General features: G+C 58.3%; 19 protein-coding genes and 1 tRNA gene. 11 read left to right on the top strand and 9 right to left on the bottom strand.

Annotation, left to right across the window (positions count from 1 at the left end; translation table 11 throughout):
- Positions 1–232 precede the first annotated feature (232 nt).
- A complete protein-coding gene (locus IEV54_RS03980; RefSeq protein WP_150276064.1) occupies positions 233–1,477 on the top strand; it encodes a multifunctional CCA addition/repair protein in 1,245 nt (414 codons plus the stop codon).
- 21 nt (positions 1,478–1,498) lie between these two features.
- Here IEV54_RS03980 and folK read toward each other — a convergent pair whose 3' ends face one another.
- Together folK and folB are read right to left on the bottom strand one after the other, a co-directional pair.
- Positions 1,499–2,047, bottom strand: a complete 549-nt coding sequence (gene folK / locus IEV54_RS03985) for a 2-amino-4-hydroxy-6-hydroxymethyldihydropteridine diphosphokinase (protein WP_150276065.1) — start codon at positions 2,045–2,047, stop codon at positions 1,499–1,501.
- Positions 2,044–2,406: a dihydroneopterin aldolase gene (gene folB, locus IEV54_RS03990; RefSeq protein WP_150276066.1), complete on the bottom strand. Its 363-nt coding sequence runs from the start codon at positions 2,404–2,406 to the stop codon at positions 2,044–2,046. Before folB ends, folK begins: the two co-directional genes overlap by 4 nt.
- Before the next feature lie 49 nt (positions 2,407–2,455).
- On the opposite strand from folB, the gene plsY reads away from it, so the two are divergent.
- Entirely contained in the window at positions 2,456–3,040 is a 585-nt protein-coding gene (gene plsY, locus IEV54_RS03995; protein ID WP_150276067.1) for a glycerol-3-phosphate 1-O-acyltransferase PlsY, read from the top strand.
- Here plsY and tsaD read toward each other — a convergent pair.
- Positions 3,030–4,061 (bottom strand): tRNA (adenosine(37)-N6)-threonylcarbamoyltransferase complex transferase subunit TsaD, encoded by a 1,032-nt coding sequence (tsaD, locus tag IEV54_RS04000; protein ID WP_150276068.1) that lies wholly within the window; start codon positions 4,059–4,061, stop codon positions 3,030–3,032. The genes plsY and tsaD overlap by 11 nt on opposite strands.
- Before the next feature lie 259 nt (positions 4,062–4,320).
- On the opposite strand from tsaD, the gene rpsU reads away from it, so the two are divergent.
- The 6 genes from rpsU to IEV54_RS04030 all read left to right on the top strand — a co-directional run bounded on the left by rpsU (position 4,321) and on the right by IEV54_RS04030 (position 11,326).
- Entirely contained in the window at positions 4,321–4,536 is a 216-nt protein-coding gene (gene rpsU, locus IEV54_RS04005; RefSeq protein ID WP_022961595.1) for a 30S ribosomal protein S21, read from the top strand.
- 244 nt (positions 4,537–4,780) lie between these two features.
- Positions 4,781–6,679, top strand: coding sequence for a DNA primase (gene dnaG, locus IEV54_RS04010; RefSeq protein ID WP_150276069.1), 1,899 nt, complete (start codon positions 4,781–4,783; stop codon positions 6,677–6,679).
- 89 nt (positions 6,680–6,768) lie between these two features.
- Positions 6,769–8,622, top strand: coding sequence for an RNA polymerase sigma factor RpoD (gene rpoD / locus IEV54_RS04015; RefSeq protein WP_150276070.1), 1,854 nt, complete (start codon positions 6,769–6,771; stop codon positions 8,620–8,622).
- 114 nt (positions 8,623–8,736) lie between these two features.
- Positions 8,737–8,813 (top strand) — tRNA-Ile (locus IEV54_RS04020).
- Positions 8,814–9,225: 412 nt separating this feature from the next.
- The gene (locus IEV54_RS04025; RefSeq protein ID WP_373286421.1) at positions 9,226–10,539 is read left to right on the top strand and encodes a PQQ-dependent sugar dehydrogenase; all 1,314 of its coding nucleotides are present in this window, start codon (positions 9,226–9,228) and stop codon (positions 10,537–10,539) included.
- Between the two features lie 37 nt (positions 10,540–10,576).
- Positions 10,577–11,326: an MBL fold metallo-hydrolase gene (locus tag IEV54_RS04030; RefSeq protein WP_150276072.1), complete on the top strand. Its 750-nt coding sequence runs from the start codon at positions 10,577–10,579 to the stop codon at positions 11,324–11,326.
- A gap of 15 nt (positions 11,327–11,341) precedes the next feature.
- Here IEV54_RS04030 and IEV54_RS04035 read toward each other — a convergent pair whose 3' ends face one another.
- Positions 11,342–12,409, bottom strand: a complete 1,068-nt coding sequence (locus IEV54_RS04035) for an SDR family oxidoreductase (RefSeq protein ID WP_150276073.1) — start codon at positions 12,407–12,409, stop codon at positions 11,342–11,344.
- 87 nt (positions 12,410–12,496) lie between these two features.
- Between IEV54_RS04035 and IEV54_RS04040 the strand changes: the two genes are divergently transcribed.
- Positions 12,497–12,880 (top strand): winged helix-turn-helix transcriptional regulator, encoded by a 384-nt coding sequence (locus IEV54_RS04040; RefSeq protein WP_150276074.1) that lies wholly within the window; start codon positions 12,497–12,499, stop codon positions 12,878–12,880.
- Between the two features lie 41 nt (positions 12,881–12,921).
- Here IEV54_RS04040 and IEV54_RS04045 read toward each other — a convergent pair whose 3' ends face one another.
- The 5 genes from IEV54_RS04045 to IEV54_RS04065 all read right to left on the bottom strand — a co-directional run bounded on the left by IEV54_RS04045 (position 12,922) and on the right by IEV54_RS04065 (position 17,838).
- Entirely contained in the window at positions 12,922–13,779 is an 858-nt protein-coding gene (locus IEV54_RS04045) for an SDR family NAD(P)-dependent oxidoreductase (protein ID WP_150276075.1), read from the bottom strand.
- Between the two features lie 113 nt (positions 13,780–13,892).
- A complete protein-coding gene (locus tag IEV54_RS04050) occupies positions 13,893–14,504 on the bottom strand; it encodes a hypothetical protein (protein ID WP_150276076.1) in 612 nt (203 codons plus the stop codon).
- A gap of 180 nt (positions 14,505–14,684) precedes the next feature.
- On the bottom strand, positions 14,685–16,910 hold the full coding sequence (locus tag IEV54_RS04055; protein ID WP_150276077.1) for a PepSY domain-containing protein: 2,226 nt from the start codon (positions 16,908–16,910) through the stop codon (positions 14,685–14,687).
- Between the two features lie 21 nt (positions 16,911–16,931).
- On the bottom strand, positions 16,932–17,396 hold the full coding sequence (locus tag IEV54_RS04060; protein WP_150276078.1) for a DUF2271 domain-containing protein: 465 nt from the start codon (positions 17,394–17,396) through the stop codon (positions 16,932–16,934).
- Between the two features lie 58 nt (positions 17,397–17,454).
- Complete coding sequence (locus IEV54_RS04065) at positions 17,455–17,838, bottom strand: PepSY domain-containing protein (RefSeq protein WP_150276079.1); 384 nt, start codon at positions 17,836–17,838, stop codon at positions 17,455–17,457.
- Between the two features lie 204 nt (positions 17,839–18,042).
- Between IEV54_RS04065 and IEV54_RS04070 the strand changes: the two genes are divergently transcribed.
- Together IEV54_RS04070 and IEV54_RS04075 are read left to right on the top strand one after the other, a co-directional pair.
- Entirely contained in the window at positions 18,043–18,705 is a 663-nt protein-coding gene (locus IEV54_RS04070; RefSeq protein ID WP_150276080.1) for a response regulator, read from the top strand.
- Positions 18,698–20,026 carry an ATP-binding protein gene (locus tag IEV54_RS04075; protein ID WP_150276081.1) on the top strand — a complete coding sequence of 443 codons (1,329 nt, stop codon included), beginning with the start codon at positions 18,698–18,700 and terminating at the stop codon, positions 20,024–20,026. The genes IEV54_RS04070 and IEV54_RS04075 overlap by 8 nt, the downstream gene beginning before the upstream one ends.
- Positions 20,027–20,032: the final 6 nt, after the last annotated feature.

Here is a 20,032-nt window from a genome sequence, read left to right on the forward strand (position 1 = left end):
CCCTCCTTATTGAGGCCAATACGCTATCACCTGTTACCTATGTGCCCGGTTTGATCTGTAACCCATGTGCCCGGTTAGTACCCCCCATCCAGTCATTCCCGCGAAGGCGGGAATCCATTTTGACCTTGGGGTTTGGGGGTGAGTTTTTTTCTTGCAGCTTGCAGCTTGAAGCTTGAAGCTTGAAGCTTGAAGCTTGGCGTTTCGCTTGAGGCTACCGAGGACACAAGGCCCGATGTCATCCACATATAAAACCTATCTGGTCGGCGGTGCTGTGCGTGACCAGTTGCTTGGACATCCGTTCAGCGACTACGACTGGGTGGTAGTTGGCGCTACGCCAGAGATCATGCTCGATGCCGGCTTTCGGCCAGTCGGCCAGGACTTCCCGGTTTTTTTGCATCCGAAAACCGGTGAGGAATATGCTCTGGCACGCACCGAGCGCAAGAGCGGCCAGGGGTATGGCGGCTTCACCTTTCACACCAGTCCGGACGTCACGCTGGAACAGGACCTGATCCGCCGCGATCTGACCGTGAATGCGATGGCCATGGACAGCGATTGCCAGGTGATAGATCCCTATGGCGGCCAGCGGGATCTGGCTGCGCGCTTGCTGCGCCACGTCTCACCCGCCTTTGTCGAAGACCCCATGCGCGTGCTGCGCGTCGCCCGTTACGCTGCCCGTTACCACCGCATGAGCTTTACTGTCGCGCCGGAAACCATGGCGCTGATGCGTGAACTGGCTGAAAGCGGGGAGCTGCAGGCGCTGACGGCAGAGCGAAGCTGGAAGGAGATCAGCCGTGCGCTAATGGAACCCAATCCGGAAATTTTTATTCGGGTACTGCATGATTGCGGCGCCCTGGCTGAGCTACTACCTGAAGTAGACCGCCTGTTTGGCGTGCCCCAACCCAAGACGCATCACCCGGAGGTAGATACCGGCGAACACCTGCTGTTGGTGCTGCACACTGCCGCCCTGATGCAATTACCGCTGCCTGCCCGCTGGGCCTGCCTGCTCCATGACCTGGGCAAGGGCCTGACTGATCCGGCCCATTGGCCAAAGCACCATGGCCATGAGACCAAGGGCATAGCCGCAGTTAAAGCGGTCAACAAACGCTGCAAGGTGCCCCGCGACTGTCAGGACCTGGCTCTGCTGACGTGCGAATACCATACCCATTGTCATCGGGCACTGGAACTCAAGCCCGGCACCCTGCTCAAGCTTTTCAAGGCCTTCGATATTTACCGCAGACCGGAGCGATTCGAGCAGTTTCTCGGCACCTGCGAAGCCGACGCCCGCGGCCGCACCGGCCTGGAGAACGAGCCCTACCCCCAGGCAGATTACTTACGCGCGGCGGCCCAGGCAGCGCGAGACGTCAATGTCGAATCACTTTTGGCCCAAGGCCTGGAAGGAGCCGAACTGGGAAAGGGGCTGGAGCGAGAACGGGAAAAAGCCATTGCCGACTTCAAGGCAGCTTTCACCCACAACTGAATAACGCAGGTCTCGAAGCAGCTAGCCGCCGATCCGCGCCCGCAGAGCCTGCGCTTCCAGCAATGCCGGCGACGTGAGCGCCCGGCCCTTCCATTCAAAGGATACAGGCCACAATTGCTGCTCCCCCTGCCAGCCAGCCCAAAGCTCGGCATAACTCTGACTACTGCCGGGTAACACCGCGTGGGGCGCCAGCAGGGCCAACGGCCAAAGCACAAAGGCATTGCGCACCACCTCGGGACGCGGCAAGGTCTGGCCTGCGTGCACACCCGTCAGATCCCCAAAGCTGAGAATGTCGATATCCAGGGTGATCCGCCCGGGGGATGGTGAATCCCTCCGTCCACAGGCAGCTTCAATTGCTTTCAGAGCGGCATTCAGGTCAACCAGTGAAAGATGCGTCTCGGCACCGACCACCATATTGTAGAAACGCCGACCCAATACACCGACGGCATCACTTTCGAAAACAGGTGACAGATCCAGCGGGCCCAGCAACTGGTTCAGGGCATCCAGCCCACGGCGCAGATGCTGTTCCCGATCACTATTGCTACCGATGCCCAGGAAGATAACCGTCATGCGGTGCGCACTCCACGTTCGATCAATACACCGACGCCGCCAGACGCCTCGCTGACCGCACCTGGCTTGGTCACCCGCAAGCGCAACCAGGGCACCGAGAACTCCTCCATGATCAGCGCAGCCAGACGTTCAGCCAGCGACTCGACAAGTTGAAATTGACTGGTACCGACGTACTCCAGCACCCGCTGGCTGACCGCCGCGTAATCCAGAGTCGCGCTCAGGTCATCGCCGGCAGCCGCTGCGCGGATATCCCAACCCAGATCAAGGTCGAGCACCAGCGGCTGGAGAATTGTGCGCTCCCAGTCGTAAACGCCAATCACGGCCTCTACCGACAACCCCTTGATAAATACCTGGTCCACACACCACTCCACTGTCGACTACAATCGGGTTTTGATCACGGCCAAGGCCATGTCCATCGAACTCATACTGCTACTGTGCACCTCATATCTTCTCGGGTCGATATCCTTTGCCGTGGCATTCAGCAAGCTTGGCAAACTACCCGATCCACGCAGTTTCGGTTCCGGTAATCCCGGGGCGAGCAACATGCTGCGCATGGGTAGTCGCTCGTTGGCACTGGCCACCCTGCTAGGCGATCTGGGCAAAGGCGCACTCGCCATCTGGCTGGCCAGCCTCTGGAACATGGGCCCGGCCGCTCTCGGCTGGATGGGACTCGCTGCTGTATGCGGGCATATTCTGCCTGTATTCCATCGCCTGCAGGGCGGCAAAGGTGTCGCGACTGCGGCCGGAGTGCTACTGATGCTTTCCTGGCCGGCTGCGCTGATAGCTGCAGCACTCTGGCTAGGCGTATTCGCCTGGCGCCGCATCGCCTCACTCGCTTCACTGGCCGCCTGCGTCGGATTGTTGCCCTGGCTTGCCTGGCAGCAACCCGAACTGCTGCTACCCTGCGGCTTGATGGTCGCACTGATCATGCTCCGTCATCGAGTCAATATCGGTCGATTGCTCGATGGCAGCGAAAATCACTTCAAGCGTTGAGCGGCGGTAGCTGTTCCATAGGCCAGCGCGCTCGGGCTTCAATACCCGCCTGGTCATGCTGCCCGGCCATCAGGCGCTGGCAGCCTGCATAGGCAATCATCGCGCCGTTATCCGTACAGAACGCCGGTCGTGCATAAAACAATTCACCTTTAAGACCGCTGGCCATCTTATCCAGGGACTGGCGCAGTTGCTGGTTGGCGCTGACACCACCGGCAATCACCAGGGTCTTCAAACCGGTCGCCTTGAGCGCACGGCGGCACTTGATTGTCAGCGTATCGACCACTGCCTGCTCAAAGGCCAGGGCTACATCACAGCGCGTCTGTTCGCTGTCATCGGCATTGGTCACGCACTGCTGCCAGGCATTGAGGGTGGCTGTTTTAAGCCCGCTGAAACTGAAATCCAGGCCCGGGCGATCAGTCATCGGCCGCGGGAAGGTAAAACGTCCCGGCACACCCGAGGCTGCCAGCCTGGCGATCTCCGGCCCGCCAGGGTATGGCAGCCCCATCAGCTTGGCAGTCTTGTCGAAAGCTTCACCGGCAGCGTCATCCAGGGATTCCCCCAGAAGCTGGTACTGACCAATGCCATCGACACGCACCAACTGGGTGTGGCCGCCAGACACCAACAGTGCGACGAACGGGAATGCCGGTGGATTTTCCTCCAGCATAGGCGCCAGCAGGTGGCCTTCCATATGATGCACACCCAGCGCCGGCACACCCCAGGCAAAGGCAAGCGCGCGGGCGCATGCACCCCCCACAAGCAGCGCGCCCACCAGGCCGGGGCCTGCGGTATAGACCACGCCATCGACATCACCTTCCTCGACCCCGGCGCTGGCAAACACTTCGCGCATAAGAGGGATCAGCCGTTTGACATGATCGCGTGACGCCAGCTCGGGCACTACCCCGCCATAAACGCGGTGCAGATCGATCTGACTGAACAGGGCGTCAGCCAGCAGGCCTCGCTCGCTGTCATACAGTGCAATACCGGTTTCATCACAGGAGGTTTCAATACCCAGAACGCGCATAGGGTCCTTGCTGCAATCAGCTGTTGGAATGGCTGCGCATGATAATATTCCTGCCAGCTGCGGGCCAGTTTTTCCGGCCTGACATCGCACTCTGAACGCACCGCTCGTCCGGAAGCTGATCAACACTCCCTCGCTTTCATCCAATCTTGTTTTGCATTTCCCGTTTATTGGGGTTAACATCCGCTCCCCTTGAAATGCAATCGCTTCTGGCCAAGGCCCGGAGCATGACTCACAGTTAAACTTTGAGAAAAGGTACGAAATGCCTGCCGTCAAACTGAAAGAGAACGAACCCTTCGACGTAGCTCTGCGCCGCTTCAAGCGCTCCTGCGAAAAAGCTGGCGTGTTGGCTGAAGTCCGCCGCCGCGAGTTTTATGAAAAGCCCACTACCGAGCGCAAGCGTAAGGCTGCTGCCGCTGTAAAGCGTCACGCCAAGAAGTTGCAACGCGAACAGCGTCGCCACGTACGCCTGTACTAAGTACCGGACTATCCGTCTACGGGCCAGAACAGGCCCGCCGAGTCACAGCCCACGCGGCCTGATTCATACGGATTGAAAATATCTGGTTCTGCGCATCTGTCCGGCCTCCCGAAGCATAGGGAAATGGCTGGATTTTTGCGTTGCGCGGCGTTAATGCACTGCTATAGTGCTCCGGCCGGCTCGGGCGCTGCCTGCCTGGCATGCGCTACGACTACCAACTCGACGACTTCGCAGGGCAGCTCCGATGGCGGGATTGATTCCCCAAGGCTTCATTGACGATCTTCTCGGCCGGACTGACATCCTCGAGGTGGTTGGCTCGCGCCTGAAGCTCAAGAAGACTGGAAAGAACTTCTCCGCCCTCTGCCCGTTCCACAACGAAAAGTCACCATCGTTCAGTGTCAGCCCGGACAAGCAGTTCTATTACTGTTTCGGCTGCGGCGCAGGCGGAAACGCCCTGAGCTTCGTGATGGACTTCGAGCGCCTGGACTTCCCTCAGGCAGTAGAAGAGCTGGCGCGACAGGCCGGTGTCGACGTACCCCGCGAAGAAACCCGCCCAGGCTCACGCGAATCACGCAAACCGCGCCAGGATAATCCGCTCTATGCATTGCTTGAGCAGGCCGCGGCGTTTTACCGACAGCAATTGCGCCATCATCCCAAAAAGGAGCGCGCGGTCAGCTATCTGAAACAACGCGGACTCACCGGCCAGATCGCCAAGCGTTACGACATCGGTTTCGCCCCGCCCGGCTGGGACAACCTGATGGGACATCTGACCACAGACTCTACGGAGGTCAAGGCGCTGATTGAAGCCGGCCTGGTGGTCGAAAACCCCGACAGCGGCAAACGCTACGACCGCTTTCGCGACCGAATCATTTTTCCGATTCGCGACAGCCGTGGCCGCACCCTCGGGTTCGGTGGCCGGGTATTGGGTGACGACAAGCCTAAATACCTGAACAGCCCGGAAACGCCGGTATATCACAAGGGCCAGGAGCTGTACGGGCTGTATGAAGCTCGCCAGGCCAACCGGCAACTGGATGACGTATTGGTCGTCGAAGGCTACATGGATGTAATCGCCCTGGCCCAGCACGGAGTGACCAATGCGGTGGCCACCCTGGGCACAGCGACCAGCGAAGAGCACCTCAAGCGGCTCTTTCGGATTGTTAATGCAGTGGTGTTCTGCTTTGACGGCGACCGAGCTGGCGTGCAAGCCGCTTGGCGCGCACTGAATGCCTGCCTGCCGGTGATGGAAGATGGGCGGCACGTGCGCTTTCTTTTCCTGCCCGACGGCCAGGACCCGGATTCACTGATACGCAGCGAAGGTCAGGATGCGTTCCGGGCACGCATGGTGCAGCAGGCACAGCCGCTGACCGACTACCTGTTCCGACACCTGGCAGAGGAGGCCAACCCGGACAGCCTGGAAGGCAAGGCGCACCTGGCCACCCTGGCGTTACCGCTGATCGAGCAGGTCCCGGGCAGCATGCTGCGACGCCTGCTACGCCAGCAACTGGAAAAACTGACCGGCATGGATCTGGATACAGTGCCCCGGCAGCCGACCCCGACTGTCGGTTATGAGACGGGCAATTATGACAACATGCCCGATGCAATGATGGGCGAGCACGATGATGGGGATTATTACTCTCCGCAAGCCTGGCAACCGGCGCCCAGGCAACGCTCCCCTGAAACCCGACCCCCTCGCAAACGCGGTACCGAGCGCAGCGGGGTAGAAAGCCCACTGCTGACTGCCGCCCGCACACTGCTGCACCATCCGCAACTGGCAGGCCTGGTGGAAGGAGCCAGCCAGTTTGCCAATGAAGAGAGCGAGCAGGCGCAATTGCTGGTCGCATTAATTGATGCCCTGCAGAAAACGCCTACACTCAGTACTGTTCAACTACTGGCCCGCTGGCACGGCACCGAAATGGGAGAGCAGCTTGGTCAACTGGCCGAGAAGGAATGGCTCCTGAATATTCCCAGCGCCAACCTTGAACAACAGTTTTTCGACACCATTAACAACCTGGTATCGCAACAAACTGACAGACGTATCCAGAAACTTCTCGACCAGTCTGCGCAAATGCCGCTGACCACCGAGGAAAAGCAGGAACTGCGCGAGCTTCTGACACGAGGCTCCACGCACATCACCGACAAGTAAACCGGCACCCCAACTGGCTTTGCAGCTTGCAATCAGGGTATAATCCGCAGCTTGTTTTTTTGTATACCACGGCATCCACAAGGGTTGTTATGTCCGGAAAAGCGCAACAGCAATCCCGTCTCAAAGAGCTCATCGCACGCGGTCGCGAACAGGGCTTCTTGACCTATGCGGAAGTCAACGACCATCTCCCGGAAGATATTTCCGATCCGGAGCAGGTCGAAGACATCATTCGCATGATCAACGATATGGGAATCACCGTCTTCGAGACAGCACCCGATGCCGATGCTCTGCTTCTGGCAGACAACGACGCCGATGAAGCTGCTGCCGAAGAGGCCGCAGCCGCCCTCGCCGCGGTCGAAAGCGACATCGGCCGGACCACTGACCCAGTGCGCATGTACATGCGCGAAATGGGTACCGTGGAACTGCTGACCCGCGAAGGCGAAATCGAAATTGCCAAACGCATCGAGGAAGGCATCCGTGAAGTCATGGCCGCTATCTCGATGTTCCCCGGCACTGTTGACGGCATCCTCGCCGACTACCATCGCGTAGTCGAAGAGAGCGGCCGTCTGACCGAAATATTCAGCGGTTATATCGACCCCGATGACGACGGCTTGTCCGGCACTGGTGGACCTGCAGCCGAACAGGCTCCAGCACCAGCAGCCAAATCCGACAAGGATGACAAGGACGACGACGAGGAAGATGACGACAGCGCCGAAGAAGAAGGCGATGGCGGCCCGGATCCGGAAGTTGCTCGTCAACGCTTCACGGCGATTGGCGATCAACTGGCCAAAACCAAGAAGGCTCTGAAGAAGCACGGTCGCGGCAGCAAGCAGGCAACTGCAGAGCTGGAAGAGCTGGCACTGCTGTTCATGCCAATCAAACTGATACCCAAGCAATACGAGGCGCTGGTTCAGCGCGTACGTGGCGTCCAGGATCAGATCCGCGCCCAGGAGCGGGCGATCATGCAGCTGTGCGTTCGTGACGTTCGCATGCCGCGTGCCGACTTCCTTCGCGGCTTCCCCGGTAACGAAATCAATACCGAGTGGGTCGACGCATTGCTGGCTGACAAGCCGCGCTATGCCGAAGCCCTTGAAGAGCGCAAGCCCGACATCATTCGTGCTCAGAAGAAGCTGGCGGCACTGGCCCAGGAAGCCGAACTCACGATTTCCGAGGTCAAGGACATCAACCGTCGCATGTCGATCGGTGAAGCCCGCGCCCGTCGCGCCAAGAAGGAAATGGTCGAGGCCAACCTGCGCCTGGTTATCTCGATCGCCAAGAAGTACACCAACCGCGGCTTGCAGTTCCTCGACCTGATCCAGGAAGGCAACATCGGCCTGATGAAGGCCGTCGACAAGTTCGAATACCGCCGCGGTTACAAGTTCTCGACCTATGCCACCTGGTGGATTCGGCAGGCTATCACCCGCTCGATCGCTGACCAGGCGCGCACCATCCGTATTCCGGTGCACATGATCGAGACGATCAACAAGCTCAACCGTATCTCTCGCCAGATGCTGCAGGAGATGGGTCGCGAACCGACACCAGAAGAACTTGGCGAGCGCATGGAGATGCCCGAGGACAAGATCCGCAAGGTGCTCAAGATCGCCAAGGAACCAATCTCCATGGAGACGCCGATTGGTGACGACGAGGATTCGCATCTGGGCGACTTCATAGAGGACTCGACCATGGAATCGCCGATCGATATGGCGACCGTGGAAAGCCTCAAGGAAGCTACCCGCGACGTGCTCTCCGGCCTTACCGCACGGGAAGCCAAGGTCCTGCGCATGCGCTTCGGTATCGACATGAATACCGACCATACGCTGGAAGAAGTCGGCAAGCAGTTCGACGTGACCCGCGAGCGGATCCGTCAGATCGAGGCCAAGGCGCTGCGCAAATTGCGGCACCCCACTCGCAGCGATCACCTGCGCAGCTTCCTCGACGAGTAAGTGCTTAGCAGTAACCAAAACGCCCGGTAATGCCGGGCGTTTTTATTTCCATAGTGCATAACTATGGTCAGCGGCCGCCTCAATACGTATAATTCGCGGCGTTCGTACTTTAGTGGGCCCATAGCTCAGTTGGTCAGAGCAGGCGACTCATAATCGCTTGGTCGTAGGTTCAAGTCCTACTGGGCCCACCACTTTCTACGCTGTAACCCCTCCGTCTTGCCTTTGCAACCATTCCGATAGTCACGGTATCCAACGTCGTGCCAGCTTGGTAGCAGAACCAACGCACAAAAGGATCGGCTCACCGCGTGACGTCTGTCTGCCTGTAAAAATACAAGTCTGCTCTAATGGCCAACCAGCCCAACTGGATAGCTTAATGGACGCGCACTGCTATATTTGATCCAGACAGGCACCTACGGCCACCCCTCCTCCACTCTCCCAGGCCATACGATGAACACTGACGAACTCGGCGAAAAAGGCATCGATGGTAAGCGGGAGGCACTTGACCTCCGAAAGCCCTACAAAAGCTTCCAACTTGGGGCCTGCGGTGAAAAACACGCGCGCAAGAGTATTACGCGCCCCTTTAATCCGGGGACAGGAAAGGGCTTGAAGGCTGGATCTCTATTCGTGTTGCTACCCCTGATCGTGCTGTTGACAGCCTGTGGAGGACAGGCGCGGCTGCCGTCGCAAGCCGTTACCGGCGCCGGGCCGGAACTACCAGAGCCCAGGCCCAGGCTGATTCCTGTCATCAAGATCGCGCCGGCAGTCGGCTGGGAAGATGGCGCCACCCCAACCCCAGCCGCAAACCTGAAGGTGTCGGTCTTTGCCGAGGGCCTCGACCACCCACGCTGGCTGTACGTCCTGCCAAATGGCGACGTACTGGTCGCCGAGACTAATGCACCACCGGGGAAAAGCGGGATCGACGGCATCAAGGGTTGGATGATGAAACTGGTCATGAAGCGCGCCGGAGCGGCAGTACCGAGCGCCAATCGCATCACCCTGTTGCGCGATACAGACGGAGACGGCAAGGCTGACTTGCACGAGGTATTTCTCCAGGGCTTGCATTCGCCATTCGGTATGGCCCTAGTCGGGGACACCTTGTATGTGGCCAATGCCGATGCCTTGTTGAAAGTGCCCTATCAAAGCGGTCAGACGAGCATCACTGCAGTTCCTGCCAAGCTTACCGACCTACCAGGCAAGGGTAATGAGCTGAACCACCACTGGACCAAGAGTCTGCTCGCCAGTGCCGATGGGGAGCACCTGTATGTAGGCGTCGGATCCAATAGCAACGTCGGCGAAAATGGTATGCAGGTAGAGCATATGCGCGCCGTAATACTCGAGGTCGATACTGCTTCCGGCGCTACGCGGGTATTCGCTTCAGGGCTCCGCAACCCGGTCGGCCTGGACTGGGAACCCCACAAAGGCGAACTGTGGGCAGTTGTTAACGAACGCGACGAACTTGGTAGTGACCTGGTGCCCGACTACCTGACTTCAGTCCGTCGCGAGGCTTTCTACGGCTGGCCCTACAGCTACTTCGGCCAGAATATCGACGAACGCGTAAGCCCTCAGCAACCCGAGCAGGTAGCCCGTGCAATCGCCCCGGATTTTGCCCTGGGTACACACGTGGCCCCTCTGGGGCTGGCTTTCAACAACGGGAACGTCACTGGTTTTGATGAAGGTGCGTTCGTTGGTCTGCATGGGTCCTGGAATCGGCGGCCCTTGAATGGCTACGAAGTCGTCTTTGTCCCTTTCGCTGATGGCCGCCCCACAGGCTCCATGCAAACCCTGTTGTCGGGCTTTGTGGGCAACAGCGGCAATGCCCGCGGTCGGCCCGTAGGGGTTATAGCGGATGGACGTGGCGGTTTACTGGTCGCCGATGACGTTGGCAACGCAATATGGCGAGTAACGTCAAAGCTTTAGGCTGATTCCAACAGCCGGCATTCAGAAGGATGAACCAATGATATTTCGACAGTTATTCGAGCCCGTTTCCAGCACCTATACCTATTTGCTGGGCTGCGAAGCTACCGGTAAGGCCGTACTGATCGACCCGGTGATCGCGACCCTGGATCGCGACCTCAGAGAGGTCAGCAGCCTGGGTCTGACACTGGCATACAGTCTGGACACCCACATACACGCGGACCACATAACCGCCGCCCTGGAGCTCAAGAAGCGCGTCGGCAGCAAAATCGCCGCGCCGGCATTCGACAATCTGCCCTGCGCCGACATCGGTATCGAAGAAGGCCGCCCTTTCAGCGTCGGCAGCCTGACCATCGCTCCACTGCACACCCCCGGTCACACCGACGGCCATTTCGCCTACTTGCTGGGTGATCGCCTGTTTACCGGAGATGCCTTGTTGATCGATGGCTGCGGACGTACCGACTTTCAGAATGGCGACGCCAAATCTCTGTACAAGAGCGTTCGGGAAAAGCTGTTCATTCTGCCTGACGATTATCTGGTCTACCCGGCCCACGACTATCAGGACCGGCGTGTAACTACCATCGCCCAGGAGAAAAAGCGCAATCCACGCCTTGGCATGGACAAGACTCTGGAGGAGTTCATGGTCATCATGGCTGACCTGAACCTCCCCTACCCCAAGTTCATCGACCACGCGGTGCCTGGCAACAAACAATGCGGCGTCTGCCCCACCGACCTGCCGGAACACCTCGCACACTATTGCGAACAGATCGCGCAATCACCGCAGGGCTAGTACCCCCGGATCAGCTCATTTGCGGGGGATGAGGTTGCTTGATCGAAGCCGCTCGAAGACATTGAAAAAGGCCTCATCACTTGGCTGATAGGCCAGAAAACCGAGCTTGCGGCTTTTCGACATATCGGTCACTACTTCAATCGGGCGGCCCAGATCAGCATCTGTATGCCATGGCGATATGAGTCTCTGGATATCTGGCTCAGCCAGGTGAAACTGCTTTGACATGTCCTTCCATATGTCAGCGTCGTCGGCCATTTGCTGTTCAAGCGGTGCAGGTGTGCCGTCAAACGGCGCAGGGGCAATGCCGAACCAATCGGCGATACGCGCCCACATCCATTTCCAGCGAAATACATCACCGTTCACTACGTTGAATGCCTCGTTGGCCGCCGCAGGTGTCGTCGCGGCCCAGAGCATGTGTCGGGCCAGCTGTCCGGCATCGGTCATGTCGGTAAGACTGTTCCATTGCACGCCAGAACCCGGGAAGCGGAAGGGCCGCCCGGTGAAGCGGCAAATGGATGCGTAGACCGCCAGTGTCGTAGCCATGTTCATTGCGTTTCCCACCGCAACCCCTGTGACGGTGTGCGGCCGGTGAACACTCCAGGTAAAACCATCACGCTTGGCGGCGGCGAAGAGTTCATCCTCCTGGGCATAATAGAAATTCGGGACATCCAGGCGCCCCTGTTCTTCCCGGAACGGCGTTTGCGGAAGCGCGCCCTGGCCATAGGCTTCGAACGGCCCAAGGTAGTGCTTGAGGCCGGTCGACAGGGCCACATGACGAACCGAGCCAGACCTACCAACAGCATCAAGCACATTCCTGAGCATTTCTGCGTTGACCCTAATATTCTCGGCCTCACTCGACTGGCGCGCCCAGGTTGTCAGAAATACATGGGTCGGCTCAATATCTGCCAAAGCCATCTTCAACTGATGAGGATCCAACAGATCTGCGCTGATTGGTGTTATACCTGCTGCCACATCGGGACGACGAGCAAGGCCCGCGACGGCCCAGTGCTCTTCGGCCAGCAGGTGCGACACAGCGCTACCGATAATGCCACTCGCGCCTACAACCAAGGCTTGATTTTTCATGTTGCCAACTCCAAAAAGGATATAGGCAACCACCTTAACCACTCGCACTCGCCGATCCTAGTCGGCACCAAATGGTAACCACCCCCAATGCAGACCGGATCAGAAGAAGCACAATGGCGTGAAGACTGCGCACCACGGCGCGTTCTCGAGCTTTTCTCCACGAAGTGGACCAGCATGATATTGCATACGCTGCAGGTCCGACATGACGGGATAGCACGGACCGGATCCTTGCACCGATCCTTGCCCGGCATTTCCAAAAAGATGCTGATCCAGACCCTCCGTGAGCTGGAAGCCAGCGGACTGATCGAGCGACAAGTGCAGGACACCGTGCCGCCAGCAGTGAGTTATGCCCTATCGCCGCTCGGCAAGCTCATGGTCCAACCTATCGAAATGATTTACGAGTGGGCGCGAGCCAATTCGAACGCGCTGGACCAGTTGCAGGTGCGCCCAACGTCCAGGAGACGCCCCTGAATCGGGTCGGGCAGCGCTGTATCCGGGAAGCTGAAGCAGGCTCAGGATTTATTGACAGCGCCCGGATCTACCGAAGCGCCCGCGCCCAGCTCGGCACGCACCTTGGCCAGGCGGGTACCCTCGGCAGCAGTGATACTGAACAGGCGAGCAGGATCGGCAACCCGCATCTGCAGTGCGCCCAGCTCCATACCCTCGGCCACGACAATGTCGTGTTGTCGCGTGCTCAATCCGTCAAGAATGGTTTGCGCAGCCACGCCAGGGTCGATGCCGTTATCGATATTGGCGTCTGAGCGGCCTCGAGCCGCGCCGCTGCCTTCCAGCGCATTCGTAGCGATCGACGTACGCACAGAGCCCGGCAGAATAATACTGACGCCAATACCGTACGCATCCTCGACTTCAGCCCGTAGCGCCTCGAAATAGCCCACCACCCCATGCTTGGCACCGCAATAGCCGGTTCTGAGCGCTGTGCCAACCTTGCCCGCCACGGAACTGACCACCGCGAGCTGTCCGCTGCCCTGCTCCACCATGCGCGGGAGCAGCGCCTGGGTCAGCGCCAGTGGCGCCAGATAGTCGACTTCCATCAATTGCCGATACACATCAAATGAGGTATCCAACGCCAGACTGCGCTGACTGATGCCGGCATTGTTGATCAGCAGGTCAATACGCCCACGCCAGGTCCAGGCCTGCTCGACCAGATCCGGCAAGCTGTCGTATTCCGTGGTCTCAAAGGGTAGCACCAGTGTCCGCTCGGGAGCCTGCGCCGCCACAGCCTGCAAGGCCTCGGCGCGACGGCCGGAGAGTATTACCTCTGCCCCCTGGGCAAGCAATGCGTTGGCCAGTGCCTCACCGATCCCTGAAGACGCACCGGTAATCCAGACCACTTTGGATGCAAATGACATAGCTTGTATCTCCATTGTCGGCGGGCGACGGCTGTCCCGCGCAGCAATGCAAAATAGCCTTATCCGGGCGTTCTGTCTGTCTCGATTTTGACAGTCGGCCCGGCGACAGGCTTCTATCGGGAGATCAGAAGATTGTCCTGTGACCACTCGCCGAGAAAGGGCTGTTTCAAGAGGATATTGGCATCACCGACCAGCGGATAACGACTCTTGAACAGCGCAACATCACGCTCACTGCGATCGCGAATCTCTGGTAGCAGGTTGTTGATTACCGGTTGGCCGAGGACGTTCTTAGCCATCTCGACATGCACGTGCAAATTACCCAGATACAGGGCCTTGCCGGGCTCTACGATGAATTTGATTTCTGGAACGGGCTTGGCTGATGAATACTGCGTGACGCCATGGGTAAGCGACCAGTACGTCAGACTATTGGGCCCCACGGGAAGCTCCACGGCGATCAGGCGACCGAAATCTCCCTCAAGCTCACTGGGCTTGAGATTGAGACCTGCAATCTGCTCTTGCCGGGAATTTACAAAGCCGCCCTGGCTGAAGCTGAAGGTGGCGATGGGGGCATCTCCACCCTCAGCTCCGGTACTCAGGCTGGCAAACACCAGCCCGGTTTTGCTCAGCTGACTCGGATCAAGCCCCTGATTGGCATTTTTGGCCGCGCATCCGGCGAGTAACAAGATCGCCAGCAAGGCAAGGTACTTCCATGTAATACGGATCAACGGTGACCTCCAGTCAATTGCAGCGCACGCAAAAACGATGGCTGAGCAGCGGTTCATTCCACCCAGCAAGGGAGGTGCCTGCACATTCCTTTGCTTGCGGGAAGCTTAGCCAAACCACCCGGTACTGTCGACAGAATTCAGCTCTTTGCGCTGTATTGGCGGTGAGCTCTGGTGAGGGCGTTAATAGACGTCCTCCAGATACTGCCCACGACTTCTGAGGGTTTCGACATCGATACGTAACGGCCTGACGATTTCGTCCAAAACCAGCCTGACCCCCGACGCCATGCCCCGGCCACCACAGACCAGTATTTGTGCCCCCCTCTCTATCATCTGACGTACAGCGACCTGGTCTTCCATTAACTTGTCCTGAACATAGGCGTGCTCAACTGATCTGGAAAACGCCGTATTCAACCCTGTCAGTCGGTGGTCCTCAAGGTAGCACCCCAACTCGGGCTGATAGAGAAAATCCGATTGCGGACTGCGTCCGCCCCAGTACAAAAACATGGGGTTGCGCCGGGTATTCTTTCGAATGAACCCCGTCAGCGGACCTATTCCTGCACCCGCGCCTATCAGAATAACAGGGGCGCTTCCGACAGCAGGACGAAAGCCCGGGTTCTGACGGATAAAGCCCTCGATCCGATCACCGCGCTTGAGTTGGTGCAAGAAACCGGAGCACAAACCGTCGGGCTGCTTGCGAACACATATCTCAATGACACCGTCAGAAGTAGAAGAGGCCAGGGAGTATAATCGTGGGCTATGCCCCCCAGGCGGCATAACACCTAACAAGTCTCCAGCCTCAAAATCCGGCAAACTGCCGCGACTCGCTTTGAAAAAGGCTTGCCACCAGCTACGACCCAACCTGGACTGCCGGAAACGCAGAATACTGGTCGGCGCCTGCACCGCGACCCCGTAATCCGCCCGTTCAACAAGCTCCAGCGTCACCGTTGCCGGAGGCAATGGCTCGTAGCTCAGCGAAAGTGGCCTTCCAATGAGCTCACTGATCCTGCCTCCCCACTGGTTGAATTGCGTACCGGAACAACGATCTATCAGTTCGATCTTGTGTATGCGGGACAGCCCTTTGGCGGCGAGCGCGGCATCCACCTCCAGGGCAAACTGGCAGAACGTCGAGAACTGCTTGTCCCCAAAACCCAGCACGGCATATCTCAACGTCTCCCCACCCCTGAAATAAGCGAGTCTGGACATGAATCGGCGTGCTGAAGCCGGCGCGTCGCCGTCACCATAGGTCGAGGTGAGTATAAAAAGCATGGATGCCTGCGGATAAGTCTCAGCTAACGCGTTCATCTCGCTGCAATGCACCTGGATACCTGCCTTGTTCAGTCCGGATTGGAGTTCCCGGGCAAAGCCCCAGGTAGCATTGTTTTCGGATCCGACAAGGATAATGGCGTCAGCCCTGGAGATACTGACATTGTTCGCCAACTGCGCTGAAGAACGGCGTCGCCGCCACCAGACTGTTATGCCAGTCAGTGACAGGGCCGGAACCGTCAGCGCCGTTGCTCCGAGAACCAAGCCCAGCCACCAAAGGCCTTCGCCGGTGTGCAAGCGGACCATCCACTTCTGGAAAACGCTAGCGGCGGCCCGTGGCTGAAACTTCAGCAGCTCCCCGGTCGCCTGATCAACAAAACCGGCACCCTCGCTGGTGGTCAGCGAGTACGCGTCCTGCCGGTCATCGGGATAGGGAAACACCAGTTCCCGCAACTCGCCTAGGTCAATATCCGATAGGGCCGCCAGGGTCGCTACCGGAGCCGGTTGCCCCCCAGATACTTCAGCAGGGAAAGTCGGTCCGGTTTCGGGCGGTTCGGGCAGCAGGCCGAAACGCAATGCCGACATATAACCACCGGTCAACGCCGACAGCAGCAAGCCGAGTATGGCAAATCGGGCCAGTTCTGCGTGAATCCGTGTGCTGCCCGAGCCTGTGAACGGCCGCAACAACGCACGCCAGCCGCCTGTCCGACGGACCAGCAGCAGGGTGCCGGAGATACAGACAAGGAGCATTACCACCGCCATCAACCCGGCCAACATTCGACCAGGGCTATCCAGCAGAAACGAGCGATGCAAATCCTTGATCCAGATAAAAAAAGCCGATGGCTCGTAGGGCGCCATGCCCTCGCCGGTAAGAGGGTTGACCAGATCTGCCCCAGGCTGGCCGTCGCGATTGTAATAGACAATCACGCCGCCGGAAGCGCCACGCACAATCTGTTCGGCGCCGGGATAATGGTCAACGACACGCCCGGCCAGCTCAGCCACACTCACCTCACCAGCAGCGGGGATCAGCGTTGCTGCCCTGTCCATTGCAGGCACCAAGGACAGAATCGCGCCGGTGACTGCAAGCGTCATCAGAAATATCGCCGCGAACAGGCCGGGTAGGCCGTGAATTTTACGCAACATCACTTTTGCCCCTCCAGTTCGTCAAAAATCGTAGCGAAAGGAGCGAACATACCCATCACCGGCAACCGGTTTGCCGGAACCGTCACTCGTCAGTGGAACGGCGACTTCCGCCCGATGATCGCGCTTGTCTTCAACTGCGGTGTCGACCCGCACTACATAGCCCTTATCGATCAACGCATCATCCAGGTCCAGGGTGACTTTCAGAGTGCGCCCACTGGTTACGCTGGCCCCAGCGATGCCATCGTATTCAGCCGGATCCAGACCACTACCACGAGCCCAACCGCTCAGGTGCTTGTAATATTTGGATTTTTTCCCAGCAACCCAGAGTGTCTTCTCATATCTACCGGCAGCATCCGTCAGGTACAGCGCCACATAGGCGCCATCGCCTCGGTATTTGAGCAATTGGGTCGTGAAGGTCACCTCACGCGCCTGAGCCATGCCGGGTACAGCGATCGCCAGGCCCAAAGCAAACAGGAACATTTTCATACAGTCTCTCCAGTAAAAACATGAACAGCATCAGAGCTGAACGGGCTAGGTCGGCGGGTTACTCGATAGTTACGCTTGGGCGACCCTCGACGCTGTCGGAGCGTCTTACTGGCGCCGCGGCTGAGCCCTTCGTGTTCTTGCCCCTTTTAGTACCGTGACGGCCATCGTCATCGTCATCTTCGCGCTCCAGCTCCATCAACAGCAGGGAGGCGGGCGCAAAGGACGCCTCTGCTCGATACCCCTCCGGGGCCAGCCCCTTTACCTCATAGCAGCCGTCATCGACCTTGATGCGGTAAACAGTCCAGCCTTCGGCTTCCAATTTCTGACGCAGGTTTTCCCGGGGCTGCCAACTGGCCACCGGATCATCACAGTCGTCGTCTGCCAATACCGACGTACTCAAAAAAACGAGCACAAGGCTGACAAACAAGGGCTTGGTTTTCATGGCGTGTCTCCTGTTGAACTCTCACAGCGGACTCTATGAGCTTTTCCTGACACGGGCCTTAACGGGGTCAGAAGAAGATCAGAAAACCGCAGAAGTGTTTTTATGGACGCGCAGCCCACGGAAGAGAACAATGACCATGTCATTCAGGCTGTTGTCAGGAAGCAGCGGTAGCATCCTCAATTCATGACTGAAAAAGAGAGCACCATGCGAGTACTGCTGGTTGAGGATACGGTCGGACTGGGCGAGGCGGTGCGGGATCAGATCGCCGATGACGGTCACGCAGTAGACTGGGTGCAGACTCTGAGCTTCGCCGAGGCCAGTGTGCAGGCCACTACCTATGATCTCATCCTGCTCGATCTGATGCTCCCGGATGGGCATGGCATTGGCTTTCTTAGAAAGCAAAGGGCAGTTGGAAACTCGACACCGGTCATCATTCTTACCGCCCGGGATCAGGTATCTGACCGGATTGAAGGGCTGAATGCCGGCGCCGACGACTATCTGGTCAAGCCCTTTGACCTTTCCGAGCTGTCGGCCCGCGTGTCTGCAGTAGCACGACGTTACCGCGGCGATCCAAACCCGCTGATACGCGTTGGCGATCTGGAAATCGACCTGGGTGATCATCTAATCAATCGCTGCGGTAAACAGGTAGAGCTGACCGCTCGCGAGTGGGCACTGTTCGAAGGCTTTATCCAGCGGCCTGGCATGTTGCTATCGCGCGCACAGCTGGAAGATCGCCTCTATGCTTTCGGGGCAGAAATCGAAAGCAATACCATCGAGGTGTATATCAGCCGTATGCGCAAAAAGCTGGGGCGTGATGCCATTGTAACCGTCAGGGGTATGGGCTACCGCCTGGAAACACATGAGTAGCAGAGCCAGCCTGCAAAAAAGCCTGGGGATCGGCCTCACGCTGGGGGTCACTCTGCTCTGGCTAATGGGGGTGATCGCCTCGGGCCTGGTCGCCCAGCACGAAATGAATGAAGTTTTCGACAGCGCGCTTGAGGAAACCGCGCAGCGCATTCTACCCCTGGCTGTGACCGACATACTGAACCGGGAGAATCGCGCCAGCAATCTTCGGGCGCCGGCTCTGAAGGAGCATGACGAATATCTCACCTACCTGGTACGGGATGGCGAGGGCAACCTCCTGCTCCAGTCCCACGATGCCAACCCAGGTGACTTTAGGTCACACCCCAGTGAAGGCTTTTCGAACACGCCCTCGCACCGAATCTACGGTGTATCCGCAGTAAGCGAGACCATCTATCTTGAAATAGCCGAGCCCCTGGCTCACCGCCGTGAGGCTGCGCTGGAGGCCGGCGTAGCGCTGCTCTTGCCCTTGTTCCTGCTGATACCGGTCAGTTTTCTGGGTGTCTGGTGGATCGTTCGCTTTACCTTGCGCCAAGTGGTTGAATTCCAGAAATCCATAGAATCTAGAGGCGCAGGAGACCTCTCTCCGGTAGCAACGGATCGATTACCAGTCGAGTTCGAGCCTATTGCCACAGCGGTCAATCAACTGCTGGAACGACTACACCGCGCCCTCGAGTCCGAGCGCAGCTTCACCGCTAATAGCGCCCACGAGTTACGCACACCTTTGGCAACCGCACTGGCCAAGGTGCAGAGGCTTAAAGGTCAGATGGATGGCGATCCATTGAAAAAAACCGTTATTCAGATCGAGGATGCATTGCGCAGCCTGTCGACCCTGTCCGGAAAACTACTCGAGCTGGCAAAAGCAGAGGGCGGTGGGGCAATAGCGCAGAATCCTCAGAATCTCGTGCCGATACTGGAGATGGTAGTTAAGGATTTTGCGAGCCAGGCGCAAGGACGCATTGTGCTGAGCCTGCCAGATAATGCAGTGGATTCATTCCTTGATCCGGATACCTTTGCCATATTGGTCCGTAATCTGATTGAGAACGCGATCAAGCATGGTGACCCGGCGCAACTGATAGAAATCAGCATGCACGACAACGGCACCCTGAAGGTGTGCAATGGCGGAGGCATTGTTTCACCAGCCCAGCTCGACCTGCTCCGAAACCGGTTTGTACGTTCAACAACCGGTGCAAGCGGATCCGGTCTGGGTCTCGCTATTGCAGATGCGATTGCCAAAGGTGCAGGCATGACATTGCATTTGCGTTCTCCGGCAAGGGAACGGCAGGACGGTTTCGAAGCAGAGATCAACCTGAGGAACCGCCAGTGAGCAGTT

It is taken from the genome of Halopseudomonas salina (assembly GCF_014637955.1).
In the GTDB taxonomy this organism is placed as follows: domain Bacteria; phylum Pseudomonadota; class Gammaproteobacteria; order Pseudomonadales; family Pseudomonadaceae; genus Halopseudomonas; species Halopseudomonas salina.